The sequence below is a fragment of the Marinobacter qingdaonensis genome (genome assembly GCF_034555935.1).
Lineage (GTDB): Bacteria > Pseudomonadota > Gammaproteobacteria > Pseudomonadales > Oleiphilaceae > Marinobacter > Marinobacter qingdaonensis.
In genome coordinates this window covers 757,419-779,204 of sequence record NZ_JAYDCJ010000003.1, presented here as the reverse complement: position 1 = coordinate 779,204, position 21,786 = coordinate 757,419, and the positions used below count along the sequence as shown (strand labels likewise).

Annotated in this window: 17 protein-coding genes; 5 read left to right on the top strand and 12 right to left on the bottom strand. The window is 65.0% G+C overall.

Going from position 1 to position 21,786, the window contains the following annotated elements:
- Positions 1–10: 10 nt before the first annotated feature.
- Positions 11–319, bottom strand: a complete 309-nt coding sequence (locus U5822_RS06710) for a hypothetical protein (protein ID WP_322854858.1) — start codon at positions 317–319, stop codon at positions 11–13.
- Positions 320–408: 89 nt separating this feature from the next.
- Positions 409–1,350 carry a LysR substrate-binding domain-containing protein gene (locus U5822_RS06705; protein WP_322854857.1) on the bottom strand — a complete coding sequence of 314 codons (942 nt, stop codon included), beginning with the start codon at positions 1,348–1,350 and terminating at the stop codon, positions 409–411.
- A 231-nt stretch (positions 1,351–1,581) separates the two neighbouring features.
- On the opposite strand from U5822_RS06705, the gene U5822_RS06700 reads away from it, so the two are divergent.
- Entirely contained in the window at positions 1,582–2,481 is a 900-nt protein-coding gene (locus U5822_RS06700) for a DMT family transporter (RefSeq protein ID WP_322854856.1), read from the top strand.
- Positions 2,482–2,488: 7 nt separating this feature from the next.
- On the opposite strand, the gene U5822_RS06695 is transcribed toward U5822_RS06700, so the two are convergent.
- From U5822_RS06695 to U5822_RS06680, 4 genes are all read right to left on the bottom strand, one after another.
- Positions 2,489–3,064 carry a gamma-glutamylcyclotransferase gene (locus tag U5822_RS06695; RefSeq protein WP_322854855.1) on the bottom strand — a complete coding sequence of 192 codons (576 nt, stop codon included), beginning with the start codon at positions 3,062–3,064 and terminating at the stop codon, positions 2,489–2,491.
- Positions 3,065–3,098: 34 nt separating this feature from the next.
- Positions 3,099–3,722 (bottom strand): MarC family protein, encoded by a 624-nt coding sequence (locus U5822_RS06690; protein WP_322854854.1) that lies wholly within the window; start codon positions 3,720–3,722, stop codon positions 3,099–3,101.
- A gap of 109 nt (positions 3,723–3,831) precedes the next feature.
- Positions 3,832–4,638 (bottom strand): hypothetical protein, encoded by an 807-nt coding sequence (locus U5822_RS06685; RefSeq protein WP_322854853.1) that lies wholly within the window; start codon positions 4,636–4,638, stop codon positions 3,832–3,834.
- On the bottom strand, positions 4,628–5,248 hold the full coding sequence (locus tag U5822_RS06680; protein WP_322854852.1) for a TetR/AcrR family transcriptional regulator: 621 nt from the start codon (positions 5,246–5,248) through the stop codon (positions 4,628–4,630). The genes U5822_RS06685 and U5822_RS06680 overlap by 11 nt, the downstream gene beginning before the upstream one ends.
- Positions 5,249–5,451: 203 nt before the next feature.
- Between U5822_RS06680 and U5822_RS06675 the strand changes: the two genes are divergently transcribed.
- From U5822_RS06675 to U5822_RS06665, 3 genes are all read left to right on the top strand, one after another.
- Positions 5,452–7,548, top strand: coding sequence for a 3-hydroxyacyl-CoA dehydrogenase NAD-binding domain-containing protein (locus U5822_RS06675; protein WP_322854851.1), 2,097 nt, complete (start codon positions 5,452–5,454; stop codon positions 7,546–7,548).
- 73 nt (positions 7,549–7,621) lie between these two features.
- Entirely contained in the window at positions 7,622–8,803 is a 1,182-nt protein-coding gene (locus U5822_RS06670; RefSeq protein WP_322854850.1) for an acetyl-CoA C-acyltransferase, read from the top strand.
- A gap of 164 nt (positions 8,804–8,967) precedes the next feature.
- Positions 8,968–9,741: an SDR family oxidoreductase gene (locus tag U5822_RS06665; RefSeq protein WP_322854849.1), complete on the top strand. Its 774-nt coding sequence runs from the start codon at positions 8,968–8,970 to the stop codon at positions 9,739–9,741.
- Positions 9,742–9,774: 33 nt separating this feature from the next.
- Here the strand turns inward: U5822_RS06665 and U5822_RS06660 are convergent, their stop codons facing one another.
- Positions 9,775–11,352 carry a flavin-containing monooxygenase gene (locus U5822_RS06660; protein WP_322854848.1) on the bottom strand — a complete coding sequence of 526 codons (1,578 nt, stop codon included), beginning with the start codon at positions 11,350–11,352 and terminating at the stop codon, positions 9,775–9,777.
- A gap of 434 nt (positions 11,353–11,786) precedes the next feature.
- Here U5822_RS06660 and U5822_RS06655 point away from each other — a divergent pair, with 434 nt between their 5' ends.
- The gene (locus tag U5822_RS06655) at positions 11,787–12,416 is read left to right on the top strand and encodes a TetR family transcriptional regulator (protein ID WP_322854847.1); all 630 of its coding nucleotides are present in this window, start codon (positions 11,787–11,789) and stop codon (positions 12,414–12,416) included.
- A gap of 15 nt (positions 12,417–12,431) precedes the next feature.
- Here the strand turns inward: U5822_RS06655 and U5822_RS06650 are convergent, their stop codons facing one another.
- The 5 genes from U5822_RS06650 to U5822_RS06630 all read right to left on the bottom strand — a co-directional run bounded on the left by U5822_RS06650 (position 12,432) and on the right by U5822_RS06630 (position 21,770).
- A complete protein-coding gene (locus U5822_RS06650; RefSeq protein ID WP_322854846.1) occupies positions 12,432–13,385 on the bottom strand; it encodes a transglutaminase family protein in 954 nt (317 codons plus the stop codon).
- A 10-nt stretch (positions 13,386–13,395) separates the two neighbouring features.
- A complete protein-coding gene (locus U5822_RS06645) occupies positions 13,396–15,882 on the bottom strand; it encodes a circularly permuted type 2 ATP-grasp protein (protein WP_322854845.1) in 2,487 nt (828 codons plus the stop codon).
- A 149-nt stretch (positions 15,883–16,031) separates the two neighbouring features.
- Positions 16,032–19,334 (bottom strand): transglutaminase family protein, encoded by a 3,303-nt coding sequence (locus U5822_RS06640; RefSeq protein WP_322854844.1) that lies wholly within the window; start codon positions 19,332–19,334, stop codon positions 16,032–16,034.
- A gap of 35 nt (positions 19,335–19,369) precedes the next feature.
- Positions 19,370–20,308, bottom strand: coding sequence for an alpha-E domain-containing protein (locus U5822_RS06635; RefSeq protein ID WP_322854843.1), 939 nt, complete (start codon positions 20,306–20,308; stop codon positions 19,370–19,372).
- Position 20,309: 1 nt separating this feature from the next.
- Complete coding sequence (locus tag U5822_RS06630; RefSeq protein WP_322854842.1) at positions 20,310–21,770, bottom strand: circularly permuted type 2 ATP-grasp protein; 1,461 nt, start codon at positions 21,768–21,770, stop codon at positions 20,310–20,312.
- Between the last annotated feature and the right edge of the window lie 16 nt (positions 21,771–21,786).

The following is a 21,786-nucleotide window of genomic DNA, read 5'->3' as shown; positions in this document are numbered from 1 at the left end:
AGGCGCTGACTCAGCGATTCAGGATATCGATGATTTCCCGCGTGTCCTTGATCACCGTGTAAATGCGATCTTCCAGTTCAATACGCTGGCGATTGTTGCCGATATCGCGAATGTCGCCATAGCGCAGCAGGTCCCGGTCGAAGTAGTCCCCGCGCCGATAATCCAGTTTTTTCTGCCAGCCCGGTGGCAGCGGCTCGCCCCGTTCGACCTTTTTCTGCAGACCCGGCGGCAGGCCGCCGTCCGACGCTGGCTTGGCCATGACGGTATTTGCGCCTACCAGCAGTGCCAGGGCGGCACCGAACATCACTGATTTCGTCATTGATCGACTCCTCATCACTGCGTGTCCTTGGCACGTTACCACGGGACGACGCCGGAGGCTGTTACCGTTCGGTCATGGGCGGGCGCCGGCTATTCGCCCCGCAAACCGCCGCGAATGGCCTCATCCACCAGCCAGCGGCGCAGCAACTGCAGCCCCCGTTCGCCGCGTCGGCTGGTCTTCCAGGCAAAGAAGAACTCGTCGCCGGTCATCACCGGATGACAGGGCAGCCGAACGAAATCCTCGGAATCCTTGCGGGTGCTAAGCATGTAGTCGTTGGTCAGGGCGATGCCCTGGTGGAAACGCGCCGCTTCCAGGGCCAGCAGCATGTGACTGAAGTGCTGGATCCGCGCCTGCGGCGGCAGGCCCAGCTCTACCGCCTTGTACCAGGCCTCCCAGTCACCGGCGGCTTTCTCGAAAATGCTGTGGGTCGAGAGTAACGGGAACCGGGCTATCTCCTCCGGTGTGATCGGAACGTCCACCGCCTCCAGTTCCTCCCGACCCAGCTCGCGTCGGATCTTCTGCCAGTAGTCCTGGCTGCACACCGGGAACAACCGCTCCACGTACAGCAGCTCGTAACTGTAGGCCGGCGAGTCCCGGTGGATAGTAATGAAACAATCCGCCACCCGGTCCGACAGCACCGGACTCTCGGTACTCATCTCCAGCGCCAGCTCCACCTGCGGGTGCAACCGCTGCAGCTCCGGCAACCGCGGTACCAGCCAGCGCACCGCAAAGGAGCTGAACACCGACAGCCGCAACCGCGACTCCTCATGGCCCAGCAACTGCTCACTGGCGCGCTCGATCTGCAGCAGCGCCGAGCCTATGCCCTCCAGGTACTGACGACCCTCGTCGGTCAGGGTCAGGGTTCGGCCACTGCGCCAGAACAGCTTCTCCCCCAGGTAGGTTTCCAGCTGTTTCATCTGGTGACTGACCGCACTTTGGCTAACCGCCAGCTCGTCGGCGGCCAGGGAAAAGCTGTTGAGGCGGGCAACGGCCTCGAACACTGGCAGGGCTTTCAGGGGTGGCAGTTTCATTATCTATTTTTCTAATGGCAATGGAATAAACATCATTTTATCGGATAGTAGCACGCCACTAGAATGCCTGACACAAGCTGAGGGCGCCCCGGGAACCACCCTTTTCAAAACTGTGCGGAGCCAGGGATGGCGGAGCCCAAGCGCCCCATGGAGGGGCCGCAGGAGCGTGTTTTGAAAAGGGTGGTTCTCGGGGCGCGGACTCCATAAATCGGTAACAGAGGAGGTCAAAACATGTCAGGCAAAACCGTAAACAGCGCCATTCTGTTGCTGGTGATCGGCAACGCCATGGCATTGATCTCCGACGTCTTCATCAAGCTGCTGGAACCCGGCGCCCCGGTGTTCCAGTTCGCCTTCCTGCGCTGTGTGATCACCCTGGCCCTGCTGTTGCCCCTGGCTGGCCAGCTGGACAAGCGCAATCTCTTCGCCGGTTTCAGGATCCACGCCGTGCGCGCCCATATCCATCTGGTCGGCATCCTGTGCATGGTGGTGGCCCTGGGCAACTTGCCGCTGGCCACCGCCAACGCCATGTTCTATGCCGCACCGATCCTGGTTATGGTGCTGTCGGTGTTCGTGTTCCGGGAGCGGCTGACGCCACTCAGCGTGGTCGCCGTGTTCAGCGGCTTTGTCGGCATCCTGGTGATCCTGCGGCCGCTGGAGTTCAACTGGGCCGTGATTGCCGCCCTGGGCTCGGCCCTGGCGCTGGCCATCAACGCGGTCATGGTGCGCACCCTGCCGAAACAGCAGACCACCGTGCACAAGCTGTTCCTGAACTACCTGCTGATTCTGCCTGCCGCCGGCGCCCTGGCCTGGTGGGAAGGCGCCGCCTGGGACACCGGCATACTGATCAGCGCCCTGGGTTCCGCCCTGTTCATTCTGGGTTACAACATCACCGTGTTGCTGGCCTACCAGCAGGTGGACGCCAACCAGGTCACCAGTGCCGAGTACACCGGCCTGATCTGGGCGGTCGGTATTGGCTGGGTGGGCTTTGGCGAAGTACCGGACCTGTGGTTCCTGGCCGGCAGCCTGATGATCGTGGTGCCGCTGATCCTGATCGGCCTGCGTCATCGGCGTCGGGAGCCGGCGCGGGGCTTCAATGGCGGCAAGGCCCGGTACGCCTCCGAATCGGTTTGAGCCCGAGCTAGGCCTTGTCGCTCGTAACCGAGCGCAGCTGGTGTTCCAGGGCGAAGGTGTGCGGGCAGTCAGCGCCCAATTTTCGCAGGGAGTCCGCCAGCCGCAGCAGATACTCGGCGTTGGGACCACTGGGGCCGGAGGCGCTGGCGATCTGGCGGGCGATGTCGGCGTCCGGGGCGTGGCCCAGGAAGGCCTCGTTGTCCTCGGTGGCGATGTACACCAGGCCTTCCCGGTGGCTGCCGTCCTCGAAGGTCAGGGTGGTAGCGAAGCGCAAATAGCCGTTCTTCTCGCGCACATCCAGGTGCTCGAACACCTTGGGCGAAACCCGGTAGGCCATACCCTTGCACACGGCGCCGGGGCTCTGGATCAGGGTCACCACCCGGCCGGGCGCCTCCGGAGTGCCGCGATGGTCGTGGGAGCCCTGCCAGAATCGCCGTTCCCAGCCCCGGATACTGGCCGGGCGGCGCTCCAGAAACGGGAAATCCACCTTGTAGATCAGCGAGCCGTAGCCAAACAGCCAGATGGAGGACACGCCATCGAAATTCTGGCGGGTCCGGTTGTGTTCGATGGTGTTGGCAGACATACGGCTCTCGCTGCGACCTACAACGGCTTTAATCCTAAGTGGAGGCAATGAAACCGGCAATACCGGTCAATACAATTTCCGCCGCCATGGCGGACAGGATCAGGCCACTGATCTTGGACAGGATGTTCAGGCCGGTCTTGCCCAGCGCCCGCTCCAGGTAGCCGGACAAGCGCAGCAACACCGCAAGCACGAACAACCCGGCCACCAGGCCCAGCAGGCCGCCAGTCACCTCCGGCACACTCTTCAGTTCGGCACCGTACACCATGATGGCACCGATGGTGGCCGGGCCGATCATCACCGGGATGGCCAGGGGCACCACCGCGATGTCGTCGCGGTCTTCCTCCGGCAGGCCGGTGGCGTGGTTACGGGTGCCGCTGGTGACCAGGCTGATGGCGGTCAGGAACAGCAGGCTGCCGGCACCGATCCGGAACGAATTCAGAGTAATGCCGACGGCACTGAACAGCAGCGGACCAGCAAAGAACAGCACCAGCCCGAGCACAAAGGCGGAGATGCAGGCGCGGCGGATGATCGACGCCTTTTCCGGCGCCGACAGGCCCCGGGTCAGCGCCAGGAACATGGTGACCACGAAGAAGGGCGCCAACAGGAACAGAAAGCGCAGGGTGCTGCTGAGAAAGGTGGAAAAAAAGGTTTCGAGCATACCGGACAATCCAGAACGGGTTGAAAGGCGGCAAGTCTAGTGCCGTTCGACGGTTTGCGCCGTAAGGAAGTGAACGTATTCGGTTTTTCCGCCAACAGCAAGCCAGCCGTCAGCGCGGCCGGTGCACAAACACCCAGTTGGTGGCGACGTTGTCGCACACGATCACCGCCGGGTTCACCGGCTCGCACTGGCCCAGGTCCCGGGGCAGGTCCTGGTGGTATCGGGCCTGGACCGCCAGGGTCTGCTTGTCCTGCTTGAGCAGCTGAAAGGTCTGCTCCATACGCGAGGCGAAGTCCACACCCCCGGCTTCCAGGGTGTGAAAGGCATTGTGGAAGGCGGTGAAGCTCATGGTGTTGGCGCCCAGGCCAATCTCCAGCATCTTCGGGATGTAGCGGTCGTAGGCCTGGGACAGATAACGCCGCACCGCCTGCTCGTCGCTGTGGTCGCCGCTGAAGAGGCTCAGTCCCAGCCGGTTGTCGGCGTCCAGCACGCCGGGGCCGAGGTTGCCATTGGGCTGGTTCAGTGCCAGCTGGAACGACCGGTTCGGGCACCGGATCTGCTCGCCGCTAAGCCGGCAGCCCTTCAGCGACGGACTCGCCGACGGCTCCGGGCCAGTCGGCGCGGCCTTCTGCGCCGAAATGGCTGAGGTGTTCGGTGCCGGGGTCGGCGTCGAGGGTTGGGGCAGGGTCAGTCCCAGACGCTGGGCCGGGCGTTTCAGCAGCAGCGCCTGGACCTGGGGGGCGTTGCGGCGAAAATCCGATTGCGACGGCAGCCCCTGGCCACCGCCCTGCTCCACCACCTGGCAATACAGTCGCTCCAGCTCGGTCTCGGCGCTGCTCAGGCAGGCCTCGGCCTGCGCCAGCCCCGGACTGAGCCCCAGCGCCAACAGCCATGGGCACGCCGCCCTAGGGCTCATCGCTCTGCCCCATGATCGCCCGGGCCACCAGATCCTCGATCCGCCGGATGTTGTCCTCATCCCCTTTCTTGCCGGTCAGCACCACCTGGGACCCGATGGTCGCCACGTACAACAGCAGGGACAAATCCCGGACCCGCTGCGGGTCACGGCTGAGCCGGCCCAGCAGCTCGCAGTTCTGATCGATCCGCGCGGCATCCACCTCGGCCACCAGGTCCGCGGCGTAGTCGTCGCGCCGGGCAAAGTCCCGAACCGCCAGCTCCACCCGCAAACGGCGGACACTGCGCGCGGCCTCGGTGAGCAGGAAGTCCAGGGTTTTACGCAGCTCGTCGTCGACGTCGCCGCCCTGGGGTTTCCAGTACTGCAGCTCGTTCAGCCGCCGGTCCCGCCAGCGATTGAGGAAGCTGACCACCAGGTCCTCATGGTCGCGAAAGTGCCAGTAGAAGCTGCCCCGGGTCACCCCCAGCTTCTTCGCCAGGGTCATCACCCGCAACTGGCCAAACCCACCGGCCGCGATTTCACCGGCGGCGCCATCGAGCCAATCGTCGCGGGTCAGCTGGTTCTTTTCCGACGGCGTTCGGCCGCGGTTTCTGGGGGACTGGGCTTGGGTCATGTCCGGCGTCGGGTCCTGGGGTGGTCGGTCTGGTCAGCGCTTGGTCGGCATTCTACCCCATCGGGGGCGGCCACATCGAAAGCGTTGACCGGCATTAAAACATACATTAGTGTATGGATTAACAATACACCAGTGTATGGAGCCATCTCATCCCAGCTCCCTGCACCGCCACACCAACCATGTCAGTATCAGGGAGCTGCCTCATGAGTACCGCCCACTACGATGTGCACGGCAACATTGCCGTCATCCGACTCGACAACCCGCCGGTCAACGGCCTCGGCCTGGCACTGCGCCAAGGCATTGTGGATGGCGTCCTGCGGGCGGAATCCGACGACGCCGTGAAGGCAGTGGTGCTGATCGGCTCCGACCGGGCCTTCTCCGGCGGCGCCGACATCAGTGAATTCGGCACCGACAAGGCCATGGCCGAGCCCAACCTGAACACCGTGATCAACTACGTGGAAAGCAGCCGCAAGCCGGTCATCGCCGCCATCAGCGGCGCCTGCATGGGCGGAGGATTAGAGTTGGCCCTGGGCTGCCACTACCGCATCGCCAAGCCGGACGCCCAGATTGCCCTGCCGGAGGTAAAACTCGGCCTGCTGCCGGGCGCCGGCGGCACCCAGCGCCTGCCCCGGGTGATCGGCGCCGAGCACGCCCTGAACATGATCGTCTCCGGCAGCGTGGTGCCGGCCAAGCAGTTCAAGGGCAGCGCGCTGTTTGACGAACTCATCGACGGTGAGCTGCTGGACGCCGCCATCGCTTACGCCACCAAGGTGGTGAACGAACAGCTGCCACTGAAGAAAGTCCGCGACCTGAAGGTGCGTCACGACAACCCGGAAGGCTTCTTCATGTTCACCCGCAACACCGTCGGGGCCATGGCTAAGAACTACCCGGCTCCGCTGAAGTGCGTTGATGCGGTTAAAGCCGCCGTCACCATGCCCTTCGATAAGGGCATGCAAGTGGAACGCGAAGCCTTCCTCAACCTGATGCAGACACCGGAATCCCGGGCCCTGCGCCACGCCTTCTTCTCCGAGCGCCTGACCAGCAAGATCGCCGATGTGCCGGCCGATACCCCGGTCCGGGACATCAAGAAAGTCGGCGTGATCGGCGGCGGCACCATGGGCACCGGCATCAGCATCAACTTCCTGAACGCCGGCATCCCGGTCACCCTGGTGGAAATGAAGCAGGAAGGCCTGGACCGGGGCGTGGCGGCGATCCAGAAGGTCTACGAGGGCCGGGTCAAGAAAGGCCGCATGTCCGAAGACGATGCCCGCGCCAAGATGGCGCTGCTGACCCCGTCCCTGTCCTACGACGACCTGGGCGACGTCGACGTGGTGATCGAAGCGGTGTTCGAGGAAATGGGCGTCAAGCAGTCGGTGTTCGAGAAACTGGACGAGGTGTGCAAGCCCGGCGCCATTCTGGCCTCCAACACCTCCACCCTGGATCTGGACAAGATCGCCAGCTTTACCAAACGCCCGGAAGACGTCATCGGCCTGCACTTCTTCAGCCCAGCCAACATCATGAAGCTGCTGGAAGTGGTGCGCGGTGAGAAAACCGCCAAGGACGTGCTGGCGACCGCCATGAAACTGGCCAAGGCGATCAAGAAGACCGCCGTGGTCTCCGGCGTGTGCGACGGCTTCATCGGCAACCGCATGATCAATCAGTACCAGCGGGAGGCCCTGCTGATGCTGGAGGAAGGCGCCAGCGTGCAGCAGATCGACAAGGCCATCGAGAAGTTCGGCTTTGCCATGGGCCCGCTGCGCATGGCCGACCTGGCCGGCGGCGACATCGGCTGGGCCATCCGCAAGCGCCAGTACGCCGAGAACCCGGACATGGTGAAGATGGTGGTCGCCGATCGCCTGTGTGAAATGGGCCGCTACGGTCAGAAGACCGGCGCCGGTTTCTACCGCTACGAGCCGGGCAACCGCAACGCCCTGCCCGATCCGGAAGTGGACAAGGTGATCGACGAGGTGCGCGCCGAGCTGGGCATCACCCCGCGCAAGATCAGCAACCAGGAAATCGTCGAGCGCTGCGTCTACGCCCTGGTCAACGAGGGCGCCCAGATCCTGGACGAGGGCATCGCCCAGCGCGCCTCCGACATCGACATGGTCTACCTGACCGGCTACGGCTTCCCGGTATTCCGGGGTGGCCCCATGCGCTACGCCGAGGAGGTGGGCCTGCCCAACGTGGTGCGCGCCATGCAGGCCTTCACCGAAGACCGCCACACCCAGCCGGGCTTCTGGGAGCCGGCCGCCCTGCTGGCCCAGCGCGCCGCCGACGGCAAGGGCTTTGACGCCAAATAACCGGTCCACGAATTGATCCGGGGCGGCCACTCCCTCATCGCAAGGCCGCCGCTCCGAGCTGAGGAGAATTGTTATGTCCAATGATGTTGTCATCGTATCCACCGCCCGCACGCCTCTGGCCAAGTCCTGGCGCGGCGGCCTGAACATGACCCACGGTGCCACCCTGGCCGGTCACGCCATCCAGCACGCGGTCGAGCGCTCCAAGGTCGACCCGAACGAAATCGAAGATGTACTGATGGGCTGCGCCCTGCCCGAGGGCTCCACCGGCAACGACGTCGCCCGCATGGGTGCGATTCGCGCGGGCCTGCCGGTCACCGTGGCCGGCGCCACCATCAACCGGTTCTGCTCCTCCGGGCTGCAGGCCATCGCCATGGCGGCCCACCACATTGCGGTGGATAAGGTCCCGGTGATGGTCGCCGGTGGCGTGGAGTCCATCTCCACCGTACAGGCCAACCTGAACCAGAACTACTTCATGGAACCCTGGCTCGCCAAGCACAAGCCCGAACTCTACTGGCCCATGCTGCAGACCGCGGAAACCGTCGCCCAGCGTTACGGCATCAAGAAAGAGGACATGGACGAGTACGGCGTGCGCAGCCAGCAGCTGGCCACCCAGGCCCGGGAGGATGGCAAGTTCGACGACGAGATCGTGCCCATCACCACCACCATGGGCGTCGCCGACAAGGCCACCGGCCAGCTCAGCAGCCAGGAAGTGACCGTCAGCCAGGACGAAGGCATCCGCCCGGGTACCAACCTCGACGGCGTGAGCAAGATCCGCTCGGCGATGGAAGGTGGCGTGGTCACCGCCGGCAACGCCAGCCAGTTCTCCGACGGCGCCTCCGCCTGCGTGCTGATGGACGGCAAGATCGCCGAACAGCGCGGCGCCACCCCACTGGGCATCTTCCGCGGTTTCGCCGTCGCCGGCTGTGAGCCGGATGAGATGGGCATCGGCCCGGTGTTCGCGGTGCCCAAGCTGCTCAAGCGCGCCGGCCTGACCGTCGACGACATCGGCCTGTGGGAACTCAACGAAGCCTTCGCCGTGCAGGTACTTTACTGCCAGCGCAAACTCGGCATCCCCATGGACCGCCTGAACGTCAACGGCGGCGCCATCGCCGTCGGCCACCCCTACGGCACCACCGGTTCCCGCCTGGTCGGTCACGCCCTGATCGAAGGCAAGCGCCGGGGTGTGAAGTACGTGGTGGTGACCATGTGTGTCGGTTCCGGCATGGGCGCGGCCGGCCTGTTCGAGGTGGCCTAAACCCCAACGTTAACGGGTCAACCCGAGAGCTCAGACCGGCGGGCGGGAGGGGCCTTCCAAAACCGTGCGGAGCCATGGATGGCGGAGCTCGAGCCGTACAGGGACGTCTTGAGGCGGGTTTTGGGAGGCCTCTCCCGCCCGCCGCAACACCACAAGGACAAACCATGAGCGTACAACAGCTATTCGATCTGACCGGCAAGGTCGCCTTCATCACCGGCGGCTCCCGCGGCCTGGGCCTGCAGATGGCCGAGGCCCTGGGTGAACTGGGCGCCAGCGTGGCCATCAGTGCCCGCAAAGAGCACGAACTGGAGGCCGCCAAAGCGCATCTGGATGGCCTGGGAGTGAAGGTGGTTACCATCGCCGCCGATCTGGGCAACCTGGAGGGCATTCCGGGCGTGGTGGATCAGGTGGTCGAGCAGCTGGGTGACATCGACATTCTGGTCAACAACGCCGGCGCCACCTGGGGCGCGCCCGCCGAGGACTATCCGGCGGAGGGCTGGATGAAGGTCATGAACCTGAATGTGAACGCCAGCTTCTTCCTGACCCAGACCGTGGGCAAGCGCTGCATGATTCCGCGCAAGACCGGCAAGATCATCAACATTGCCTCCATCGCCGGGCTGTCCGGCAACCCGGAAGGTATGCAGACCATCGCCTACAACACCAGCAAGGGCGCCATGGTGAACTTCACCCGGGCCCTGGCCTCGGAGTGGGGGCGGCACAACATCAACGTGAATGCCCTGTGTCCCGGCTTCTTCCCGTCGAAGATGTCCCAGGGCTTGCTGGACGCTCAGGGCGACAGCATGCTGCAACGCATCCCCCTCAACCGCTTTGGCGGCGAGGAGGATCTCAAGGGTGCAGCAGTGCTGATGGCGTCCGAGGCCGGCCGTCACATCACCGGGCAATGCCTGGCGGTGGACGGCGGCACGCTTGTGGCGTAACCGGACGGGGCGACGCGCGGCGACCGCCGTGCGTCAGACCGCGACCGCGGCCTCTCCGACGGTCACGGTGTCCGTTTCGCAGTGGTACTGGGCTGAATCAAACTTCTGGGTCTGCTGACGGAACTGCCAGGTGAAGCCCGGCCAGAGGGTGGTGTTCTTGCCATTTTCGTTCACGTACCAGCTCTGGCAGCCGGTGTGCCAGACCGAGTCGCCGAGCTTGGCATGGACCGAGGCGTTGTACCGGCTCTGGGCCTCCGGTTTCACTTCCACGCTGCGCCAGCCCCGCCGTTCCATCTTTTTCACGGCATCCAGCACGTACTGAATCTGGCTTTCGATCATGTACACCATGGAGCTGTGGCCAAGCCCGGTGTTCGGCCCCATCAGCAGGAAGAAATTGGGGAAGCCGGCGACGGTGCTGCCCTTGTAGGCTTCCGCACCATCCTTCCAGGCCTCGAGCAGATCCTGGCCGCCACGCCCGCTCACCATGCCGGCGGGAATCGGGTCCTGGGCCTTGAAGCCGGTGCCGTAGATGATGCAGTCCACCGCCCGCTCCCGGCCCTGGTTATCCACAATCACGTTGCCGCGCACTTCGCGAATGCCGCCGGTCAGCACCGAGACATTGTCCTGGGCCAGCGCCGGGTAGTAGTTGTTGGAGATGAGCACCCGCTTGCAGCCAAAGTGGAAATCCGGGGTTACCTTCTTGCGCAGTTCCTTGTCCTTGATCTGGCTGCGAATGTGGCGCCGGGCCTGGAGCTCACCGACTTTCAGGATACGCGGGTTGCCGACAAAGCCGAGCACCCGGCCCTCCAGCATCCAGTACAGGCTCTGGCGGTAGGCGTTCAGGGTCTGGGGGAAGCGGCGGTACAGCAGCTTCTCCAGGGGCTGAATGGCCCGGTCCGGTTTGGGCATGATCCACGGCGGCGTGCGCTGGTACAGGTCCAGCTGGGCGGCGTCCTTGGCCACTTCCGGAACGAATTGGATGGCCGACGCGCCGGTGCCGATCACCGCCACCCGCTTGCCGCGCAGGTCGTAGTCGTGGTCCCAGTCCTGAGAGTGGAAGCTCTTGCCGGTGAAGCTGTTGATGCCCTTGATGTCCGGGTAGGCGGGGGTGCTCAGCCCTCCCATGCCGGAAACGACGATGTCGGCCTTGAAGCGCTGGAACTTGGGCAGGGCCTGGTCGCTGCGGTCCAGGGTGTCGCCCGGTTTCAGGCCTTTCACCTGCATGTAGGACCAGAGTTCCGGGCTGTTGCAGGTTTCCACCGTCCAGTGGGCGCGGGCCTCGTCGTAGCGGGCGCCGGCCACGTGGGTGTTCAGCTGGATGTGTTCCATCAGGCCGTATTTTTTTGCGCAGTGGCGCAGGTAGGCTTTGATTTCCGGCTGCTGGGCGAAGCGCCGGCTCCAGTTCGGATTCTGCTCGAAGGAGAACGAGTACAGCGCCGACTGCACGTCGCAGGCGCAGCCCGGATAATGGTTTTCATGCCAGGTCCCACCCACGTCGTCGCTTTGTTCCAGTATCACGAAATCGTGGTAGCCGGCTTCCTTGAGTTTGATGCCCATGCCCAGGCCGGAGAACCCGGTTCCGATGATGGCGATCTTGGTGTGTTGGCTCATGGCAACCTCGTCTTCCTGGGGCCGATTTGGCCTTGTCTGTTGTTGTCGATGCCGTCATGATGACGGCGGGTATACACATGTATACATAGAAAAGTAGACAGCTGTATACTGCTCGGCATAGGCTTTTGTTTAATTGGCCCGGGACGACTGATGACTGTCCCGATTGCCCAAATTCCGGGGGAGGAGGCGATCGCGAAGAGCTTTCCGAAACCCGCTCGAGCCCGTCCATGGGACGCCTGAGCTCCGCCATCCATGGCTCCGCACAGTTTCGAAAAGCTCTCCCCGATCCCCTCACCAAGCGTGGGGGCGGGGTGGACAGGGCTTCTGGAAATGCTTGGAGCCAGGGAAGGCGGAAAGCAAGCGTACAGGGATGTACTTGCAGCGGTTTCCAGAAGCCCTGTCCACCCTGCCCTGGCACCTAAAGTGAGGTCGCAATGAGCGTTCTATCGGGCGGAAAACTGAAACTGATCCAGGCGGCGCTGCGACTCATTACCCAGAGCCGGAGCCTGACCTCGCTGGGGTTGCGGGAACTGGCGCGGGAAGCGGGTCTGAACCCGAATACCTTTTATCGGCATTTCCGGAACCTGGACGAGTTCGGTTTGCAGGTGCTGGGGTACATCGCCGAGGACATGAAGGCGGGAGTGCGGGAGCTGCGCCGGACCGCGGGCTCGTCCGAGCAGGCCGCCCACGACACGGTGCAGTACGTGTACCACTATTTTCTTGCCAACCCGGCCGCCACCACCGTGGCGGTGCGGGAACTGCACGGCGCCTCGCCGTTGCTGCGTCAGGCGCTGCAGGGCCAGCTGGATGCCAGTGCCCGGGAGATGGCCGAGGACATCATCGACCGGCAACTGGTGAGCGAAGTGCCGCCGGAGACCATCCAGGAAATCTCTCACATGACCATCCGCTACATCCTGTTCCGGGCCATGGATTACATCGACCAACCCGGTGAACGGGAGCGCATCCAGAAGGAGACCGAGCGGTTCATCAACCGTCAGTTTCGGGGTGCCCTGGTGGAGCAGTTGACGGTGGAGCAGCTGCAGGCCCTGGCCCGGCCCCAGTAGCCCGGCCGCTCGCGGTTACCGGGTCCACCCTTCCAGATAGGTTTCCCCGTCCGCGTACAGGGACGCGAATTCGTCCTCGGGCACCACGGTCACGGCGATCTCGGGTTCGTGCTCACCGCCACCAAGCAGGACCCCGCGCATGGGGGTGATGTCGGAGAAATCCCGGCCCCAGCCCAGGGTAATGTGTTCCAGGCCCGGGCGCAGGGCGTTGGTGGGATCCAGCTCGAGCCAGCCAAACTCCGGCACGAAAACCGCGACCCAGGCATGGGTGGCGTCGGCCCCGATCAGTCGGGATTTTCCGGCCGGGGGGTGGGTAAGGATGTAGCCACTCATGTAACGCGCCGCCAGGCCAACGGATCTCAGGCAGGCCAACATGATGTGGGTAAAGTCCTGGCACACACCCCGGCGCGCCTCGAAGGCCTCCTCCACCGGGGTAAAGGTCTCGGTGGCCGACGGATCGAAGCTGAACTCCTTGTGGATCAGTCGCATCAGCGCATCCGCCGCCTCCACCAGGCTGCGTCCGGGCGTGAAGGCGCGCTCGGCGTAGGCGGCGTAACGGGAATCGATGGGCACGTTGGTGGAGGCAAAGCGGAACGCAGTGGCCTCCAGGTGGTCCTGGGCGAAGGTCCGGTCCGCCCGGTAGCGCAGGCTGTCCCGCACCGTCTCCCAGGGCAGTTTCAATGCCGATTTCGGCAGCTCCGGCCGGGCCAGCAGCTCGACCCAGAACTCGCTGGTGATGGACAGGTAGTCGTGCTCGGCGATGTAGTGAATGGCGGTGATCTGGTTGCCCAGGCTGTCCAGGAAATTTCGGCGCATGGACGGTTCCGGCGAGATCGCCAGATGATGCTCGAGGTTGCGCTGCCAGGGCAAGGTGCGGGGGGTCATCCGCAGCAGGTGATGGGACTCCCCCACCATCGAGTCGTACTGGTACCGGGTTTCGTGGCGCACGTGATAGCGAACAAAGGTCATGATGGCCGCCTCACTGCCCGGATGCCGACCGGTGCGGATACCGGGTGTGGATAAAGTACTGGCGCTGTATTTCATCGGACACGCGGTACACCGCCGCGCGGATGTCCAGCAGCAGGTCGCCCAGGGCTTCACAGGCCTTGTCCGGCCGCTTCTTCTCGAACGGGTGCAGATCCAGGGCCTGCAGTCGCTGCAGGCAATCGCCCAGTTCCGGCGGGAACAGCTGGCCCGTTTTCCGGCCCATCTCGGGCAGCTCTTTCTGCAGTTCGCACACCTGGAACATCACCGAGTGCGGGTTGCTGGCATCCATCACCACCGTGTGGAGCACGCCGAGCAGTTCCGGGATCCGGCGATAACGGGTCCGGTAGGTGACTTCCGAGTTGGCCACTTCCAGCAACCAGTCCAGCATCGCGTAGCGGCTGAACCGGTCGCTGAACAGCGGCACGCTGATCAGGGTACACAGGTTCGCCAGTCGCTCCAGGCGCCGGCCAACCACCAGAAAGACCCAGCTGGCATCCCGGGTGATGTCGTCCATGGCAAAACCGGACAGCGAGACACAGTCCGCCAGCACCAGATTAAGCGCCCAGCGGGCGCGTTCCGGCGTGGTTGGCGCCGGCGTCAGCGGTCGGCCCAGCCGGTTCAGCGTGCGCCAGTTGTCGGCCGACAGGCGATCCCGAACCTGGCTGGCATTGAACAGCAGGCCCTGGAGCACGGCGGCAATGGAGCCGGGTTGGCCGGGGTCGCTGACCGCCGCCAGCAAGGCCCCGGGCAAGGGCTCGCGCGGTTCGTCCTCGTCTGGCTCGGGCAGGGTTCCGAACAGGGTGGCGGCCTGCTGCAACCCCAGCAGCGCTTCCTCATCGACCCGCTCGTGCCCGGACAGGCGATTGAAGGCGGCTCGCAGCAGCCGGGCCGTGCCCTCGGCGCGCTCCGAATGACGGCCCATCCAGAACAGGTTCTCGCCCACCCGGGACGGCGTGTCCCGCTCGCCCTCAAGCAGATCGGACACCTGCAGCCGCTTCTTGAGCATCGAGGTAACCGGGGCACTGCTCCGGGCCTGCACCCAGGTGTCCTTGGACAGGCCGCCCCGCTGCATTGAGATGACTTCGACGCCATCGTCCATGGCCACCCGGGTCAGGCCCCCGGGCATCACTTTCCAGCCCGATGGCGTGGCCGCCGCGAACAGCCGCAGGCCGATGGAGCGGGTCGCCAGCGGCTGGTCCGGATCGCCTTTCCAGACCGGGGCCTGGGACAGGTGCACCAGCTCCTGGCCAACGAAGGCATGGGGGTGCGCCCGCATCTTTCGGATCAGCGCGTCCCGCTCGGCGCCCTTTACCTGATAGCCGAACACCGGCTCCATGCGCATGGTGCCGAAGGCGGGTTTGACCACCAGCTCATCCAGATGGGCGATGACGTAATCCAGCGCCGGCTTCTCGCCACACCACCAGGACGCCACGGACGGCATGGCCAGGGGCGAACCCAACAGCTTCTTGGAGATTTCCGGCAGGAAGCCGAACAACGCGGCGCTTTCCAATACCCCCGAGCCCAGGGCGTTGGCCATCAGCACCTTGCCGGCGCGCACCGCCCCCAACAGCCCGGGCACCCCCAGGACCGAATCGGCGCGCAGCTCGAGCGGGTCGCAGAAGCCGTCGTCGAGGCGGCGGTAGATCGCGTGCACCCGCCGCAGGCCCTGCAGGGTCTTCAGGTACACGGTGTCGTCACGCACGGTCAGATCCTGCCCTTCCACCAGCGGAAAACCGAGGTAGCGGGCCAGGAACACGTGCTCGAAGTAGGTTTCGTTGAAGCGACCGGGGGTCAGCAGCACACACAGCGGCGAGTCCGGGCCGGCCGGGGACAGGCTCGCCAGGCTGCTCTGGAAACCCTGGAAGAACTCCGCCAGGTGGCTGACCGGCAGGTTGTGGAAGGGCGCCGGAAACGCGCGGGAGATCACCAGGCGGTTCTGCAGGGCGTAACCCGCGCCCGAGGGCGCCTGGGTGCGATCGGCCATGACCCACCAGCCGCCATCCGGGGCCCGCGCCAGATCCAGGGCATAGAGGTGCAGGAATCGGTCACCCGCCGGCCGGATGCCCTGGCATGGCCACTGGAAACCGGCCTGACCGTAAACCAGTGCCGGCGGCAGCAAACCATCCTTCAGCAGGGTCTGGGCGCCATAAAGGTCCGCCAGCACCCGATCCAGCAGTTCCGCGCGCTGGGCCACGGCCCCCGCCAGCCGCTGCCATTCCTCCGCACCCAGCACCAGCGGCAGCAGGTCCACCTCCCAGGGGCGGGTGTCACCGCGCGGGTCCTCGTAGACGTTGTAGGTCACCCCGTCTTCGGCAATGGCGGCAGCCACCGCCTGGGACCGCAGGTTCAGCCCCTCCACCGACTCGTGGTTAAGCTGTTGCAACAGGGGTTGCCAGTGGGATGCCGGCCCGGCCCCGAGGGAGCCCAGCTCATCGAACCGATCAGGCACCGGGTCATACTGGCGGAGTATGTCCGTCACTGCTTGCTGCTTCGCCACCGCGTCCAGGGCTCCGTTGGTCTATTTGGCTGAAAGCATAGCCGCTCTACCTCCCAGGGAGCCAGCACCAATCGCCACCCAGCCTCGTCATTCCCCAGTCATACCCATGCCCCGCCCGGGCCACACCAGCCTCAGTTGTGATGGCGCAGATCGAGGGTGAACGGGAATTCTGGGTGCTCCGGCACTGGCCGCAACGGCTGCCGGCCGGAGTGGTGGCCCATCCGGAAGAACCGCGCCATGCGCCGGCCCTCGGCCTCGAAGGCGTTGACCGGCAGGGTTTCGAAACTGCGCCCGCCCGGATGGCTGACGTGGTATTCACAGCCGCCGAGGCTGCGCTCGTTCCAGGTGTCCACCACATCGAACACCAGCGGGCCGTCCACGCCGATGGTCGGGTGCATGCACTGGGCCGGCTGCCAGGCCCGATAGCGAACGCAGGCCACGTATTCGCCCACGGTGCCGGTCGGCTGCAGCGGCAGCGGCACCTCGTTGCAGGTGATCTGGTAGCGGTCCGGGGCGGCGCCGCGCACCTTGACCTGTAACCGTTCCAGGGACGAATCCACATACCGGGCCGTGCCGCCGATGGCACCGTGTTCGCCGGTGACATGCCAGGGCTCAAGCGCGGAGCGCAGCTCCAGGGCCATGCCCTGGACCTGGTAATCGCCAATGCGCGGGAAACGGAATTCGAAGTGCGGCGCAAACCAGGCCGGCTCCAGGGCAAAGCCCCGGCCCCTCAGGTCTTCGATCACGTCCTGGAAGTCCTGCCAGACGTAATGCGGCAGCAGGAACCGGTCGTGCAGCTCGGTGCCCCAGCGCACCAGCCTGGGCGGCGCGTAGGGCTGCTCCCAGAACCGGGCGATCAGGGTCCGCAACAGCAGTTGCTGGGTCAGGCTCATGCGCGCATGGGGCGGCATTTCGAAGGCCCGCAGCTCGAGCAGGCCGTGGCGGCCGCCGGGGCCGTCCGGGGAATAGAGTTTGTCGATGCAGAACTCCGCCCGGTGGGTGTTGCCGGTGACGTCGGTGAGCAGATCCCGCAGCAGCCGGTCCACCAGCCAGGGCGCCACGTCCTTACCGGGCGGGCACAGCCGCTCCATTTCCTTGAACGCCAGCTCCATCTCAAACACATGGTCGTTGCGGGCCTCATCGATTCGGGGCGCCTGAGAACTGGGGCCGATGAACAGCCCGGAAAACAGGTAGGACAGGCTCGGGTGGTTGTGCCAGTAGCTGATCAGGCTGCGCAGCAGATCGGGCCGGCGCAGGAACGGCGAATCCTCGGCCTTGCTGGCGCCCAGCACGAAATGGTTGCCGCCGCCGGTGCCGGTGTGGCGACCGTCGAGCATGAATTTTTCCGGGGTCAGGCGGCACTCGTAGGCGTCGGCGTACAGGCTCTCGGTCTGCTCCACCAGCTGGTCCCAGGTCTGGACCGGGTGCACGTTGACCTCGATCACGCCCGGATCGGGGGTGATCCGGAAATGGCTCAGCCGGGGGTCGGACGGCGGCTCGTAGCCCTCCAGCAGCACCGGCTGCTCCAGCTCCGCGGCGGTGCTCTCGATCGCCGCCACCAGCGCCAGATAGGGCTCGACTTCCGCCAGCGGCGGCATGAACACCCGCAAAATGCCGTCCCGGGGTTCCACGCACATGGCCGTGCGCACGATGTCGGCGGCGGATTTGCCCTTGGCCGGTTTTTTCCCTTCGGCTTTGGCGCGTTCCCCGGCCGGCGCCTTGTGCCACTGCCGGATGGCCTCGCTGGACAGTAACTCGCCCCGGGGCGCGAACGGATCCGGGCCGTGGATCCAGGGGTACTCCGCCTCCGCCACCCAGGGCTGACTGTCGAGCGGCAGCCGGTGACCCATGGGCGAGCCGCCGGGAATCAGGTAACAGCGCTCGCTGCGCAGGAACCAGGGCCCGCTGCGCCAGCCCTCGCCGTTTTCCGCAGCCCGCAGTGGCAGGACATAGCCCACCGGGTGGTCCAGGCCCCGGCTGAAGATGTCCTGCAGCTGTTTGCGCTCCAGCGCATTGTCGAGCCTGGACTCGAACGGGTCGACGTTGACCGGCAGCCGCCGCTCCCGCCACAGGTAATAGAAGGCGTCCTCAAAGGCCGGGAACACCTGGCTGGTGCCGACACCCAGGCGTTCGGCCAGGGCGTTCAGGAAGCGTTCGGCCTGTTCCGGGGTCGCGGTGTTGTCCTTGCGCTCGTCCGCCAGCCAGCGCTCGTCGGACCAGAGCGGTTCGCCGTCCTTGCGCCAGTAACAGTTCAGGGACCAGCGGGGCAGCGGCTCGCCCGGGTACCACTTGCCCTGGCCGAAATGCATCAAGCCCCCGGCGCCATAGCGGGCCCTCATGCGCTGGTACAGGTCGATCGCGCGCAGGCGCTTGGTGGGGCCCATGGCCTCGGTGTTCCACTCAGGTTCGTCGCGCCCATGGGTGGACACAAAGGTGGGCTCGCCGCCCTGGGTCAGCCGGACATCCAGCTCGTCCAGGCGCTGATCCACCTCGTGCCCGAGGTGATAGATCTGCTGCCACTGGGTGTCGGTGTAGGGCTTGGTCACCCGGGGCGCTTCCCAGATCCGGGTCACGCTCATGTCGTGCTGGAACTCCACCTCGCTGTCCTCGACCAGACCGGTGATCGGGGCGGCCGAAGACGGCTCCGGACTGCAGGCCAGGGGGATGTGGCCCTCGCCGGCAAACAGGCCGGAGGTCGGGTCCAGGCCGACCCAGCCGGCACCGGGCAGGTACACCTCGCACCAGGCGTGCAGGTCGGTGAAGTCGGCCTCGGGTCCGGACGGGCCGTCCAGGGCTTTCTGGTCCGCAGTCAGCTGGATCAGATAACCGGACACAAACCGGGCCGCCAGACCCAGGTGCCGGAGGGTCTGCACCAGCAGCCAGGCGGAATCCCGGCAGGAGCCGGAGCCCTTCTCCAGGGTTTCCTCGGGGGTCTGCACCCCCGGCTCCATCCGGATCAGGTAATTGACCCGTTCGGACAGCGCCTGGTTGAGTCCGACCAGGAAATCGACGCTGCGCTGCTCGGCGCGATCGATCGACGCCATCCACTTCTCGAACAGCGGCGTTTTCTCCAGCTTTCGGAAGTAGGGGGCCAGCTCGGCGCTCTGCCACTCCTCATAGCTGAATGGAAAGGTTTCGGCGCTGGGCTCCAGGAAGAAATCAAACGGGTTGATGACCGCCATCTCCGCCACCAGGTCCACGGAGATCCGCAATTCCTGGGTTTTTTCCGGGAAGGCCAGGCGCGCCAGGTAGTTGGACTGGGGGTCCTGCTGCCAGTTGACGAAATGGCCCTCGGGCTCGACGTTCAGGGAATAGCTCAGGATGCGGGTCCGGGTGTGCGGACAGGGCCGGAGCCGCACCACCTGGGGCCCCAGGGTCACCGGGCGATCGTAGCGGTAATGGGTGGTGTGGCTCAGGGCAACGTGGATCGACATGGCGTGCTTCTCACATCAGAAGGATTGCAGGGGGCTCAAACGGTCTCGTACACCGGGAACCAGGTTTCGCAGATGTCCTCGTGCAGTTCCCCGATCTCCAGTTGCAGGGTTTCCAGAAAGGCGATGCCCTCGCCCTTGCGGATCAGGGTATCGACATCCGCGTCCCGGGTGTGCCTGACCGCCTGCAACGCTGTGCGCAGGGGAATTTCATTGCGCGGCAGACGCTCGAGCGAGCCGGCGACCTCGTTCAGGCTGTGCAGCACCGACCGGGGAAACGGCTCGTTCTGCAACAGGAAGCGGATCACCGATGGCCCGTTGACCCGACGCCGGACGTTGTGACGGTACATCTGGAACGCGCTCTGGTAGCGCAGCACGCTGGTCCACAGTAGGCCGCCGTATGTCTCGGAGCCGTCCCAGCCATCCAGGAACTGCAGGGCACCGACCTCGATCTGGCGGGTTGCCATGTCGGCCCGTTCCAGGTTCCGGCCCACCCGGATGAACTCGTAGCCGGCGTCGTGACTCATGCACCCGGCCAGCAGCCCGGTGAGGGTCTGGCAACAGCTGACGATTTCGGCCAGGAATTCGTAGCGGGCCCGTTTGCTGATGCCGCTGTCCACGTGGTCCCTGACGAAGCGGTAGAGTTCGTTGATGACTTCCCAGGCGTCGGTGGGCACCTGATCCCGGGTGGTGCGCACGTTCTCCCGGGCGGCCCGCAGGCAGGAGGCGATGGAGCTGGGGTTGTAGCTATCGGCCACCAGGAATTTGACGCAATTGCGCTCATCCGCCTTCTGGTAGTGCTGGTCGAAAAGGCCACCCATGCCGGTGACCGCCACCAGCCCTTTCCAGGACAGGCGGGCATCGCGGGGCATGTCCAGGGCCAGGGAATTGAAGGCCATGATCATGCGGGCGTTGTTCTCGGCACGCTCCAGGTACCGAGCCATCCAGTAGAGTCGTTCGGCTACGCGTGACAGCACATCAATTCTCCTCGTCCACGATCCAGGTGTCCTTGCTTCCACCGCCCTGGGAGGAATTCACCACCAGGGAGCCCTTGCGCATCGCCACCCGGGTCAGGCCGCCGGCGGTGACGTAGGTGCGCACCCCCTGCAGCACGAACGGCCGCAGATCCAGATGCCGGGGCGCCAGGCCTTCCTCGGTCAGGGTCGGTGCCACCGACAGGCTCAGGGTCGGCTGGGCGATGTAGTTGCGGGGGTTCTTGTTGATCAGTGCGGCGAATTCGGTGCGCTGTTTCTTGGTGGAGTGCGGCCCCACCAGCATGCCGTAGCCGCCGGACTCGTTCGCCGGTTTGACCACCAGCTCCTCCAGGTGCTCCAGCACGTACTCGCGCTCCTGCTTGTTGACGCACATCCAGGTCGGCACGTTCGGGATGATCGGCTCCTGGTCCAGGTAATAGCGGATCATGTCCGGGACAAAGGTGTAGATCACCTTGTCGTCGGCGACCCCGGCGCCCGGGGCGTTGGCCAGGCCAACCTTGCCGTTGCGCCAGGCCCGCATCAATCCGGGCACGCCCAGGGTGGAATCGGCCCGGAACACCTCCGGGTCCAGGAAGTCGTCGTCGATGCGACGGTAGATCACATCCACCCGCTCCAGGCCCTCGACCGTGCGCATGTACACGCAGTCGTCCTCGCCCACCACCAGGTCCTGCCCTTCCACCAGCTGGGCGCCCATGCGCTGGGCCAGGAAGGAATGCTCGAAGTAGGCGGAATTGAAGATACCGGGGGTCAGTACCGCGATCTTGGGGTGATCCTGGGGCCGGGGCGAGATGGAGGCCAGCATGTCGAACAGCTGGTCGGTGTAATCGTCCACCGGCAGGATGCTGGTGTTGTCGAACAGCTCGGGGAACACCCGCTTGGTCAGCTGCCGGTTCTCCAGCATGTAGGACACGCCCGAGGGCACCCGGAGGTTGTCTTCCAGCACGTACACGGTGCCGTCCTTGTCCCGCACCAGATCGGAGCCGCAAATGTGGGCCCAGACCCCGAGCGGGGGTGTGAAGCCCCGGCATTGCTCGCGGAAATTCTTCGAGTTGGCGAAGACGTACTTGGGGATGACCTTGTCCTTGACGATCTTCTGCTCGTTGTAGATGTCGTTGATGAACATGTTCAGGGCGGTCAGCCGCTGGGCCAGGCCCTGCTCGATGGTCTCCCATTCGCGCAGGGAAATGACCCGGGGAATGATGTCGAAGGGCCAGGCCCGGTCGATGTTTTCCCCTTCGCTGTAGATGGTGAAGCTGATCCCCGTTTCCAGGATCGCCAGCTCGGCGGCATGCTGCCGGGCCTGGACTTCCTCGCTGTCGAGATTGCCCAGGTACTCGGTGATGGCGGTCGCCGAGGGCCGGGGCTGGCCCTTGGCCTTGATCAGCTCATCGAAGAAATCGTTGGGATCGTAGTTCTTCCAGTCAATCTGTTGGTTCTTTTTCATGTTGCGTCCTTACGCT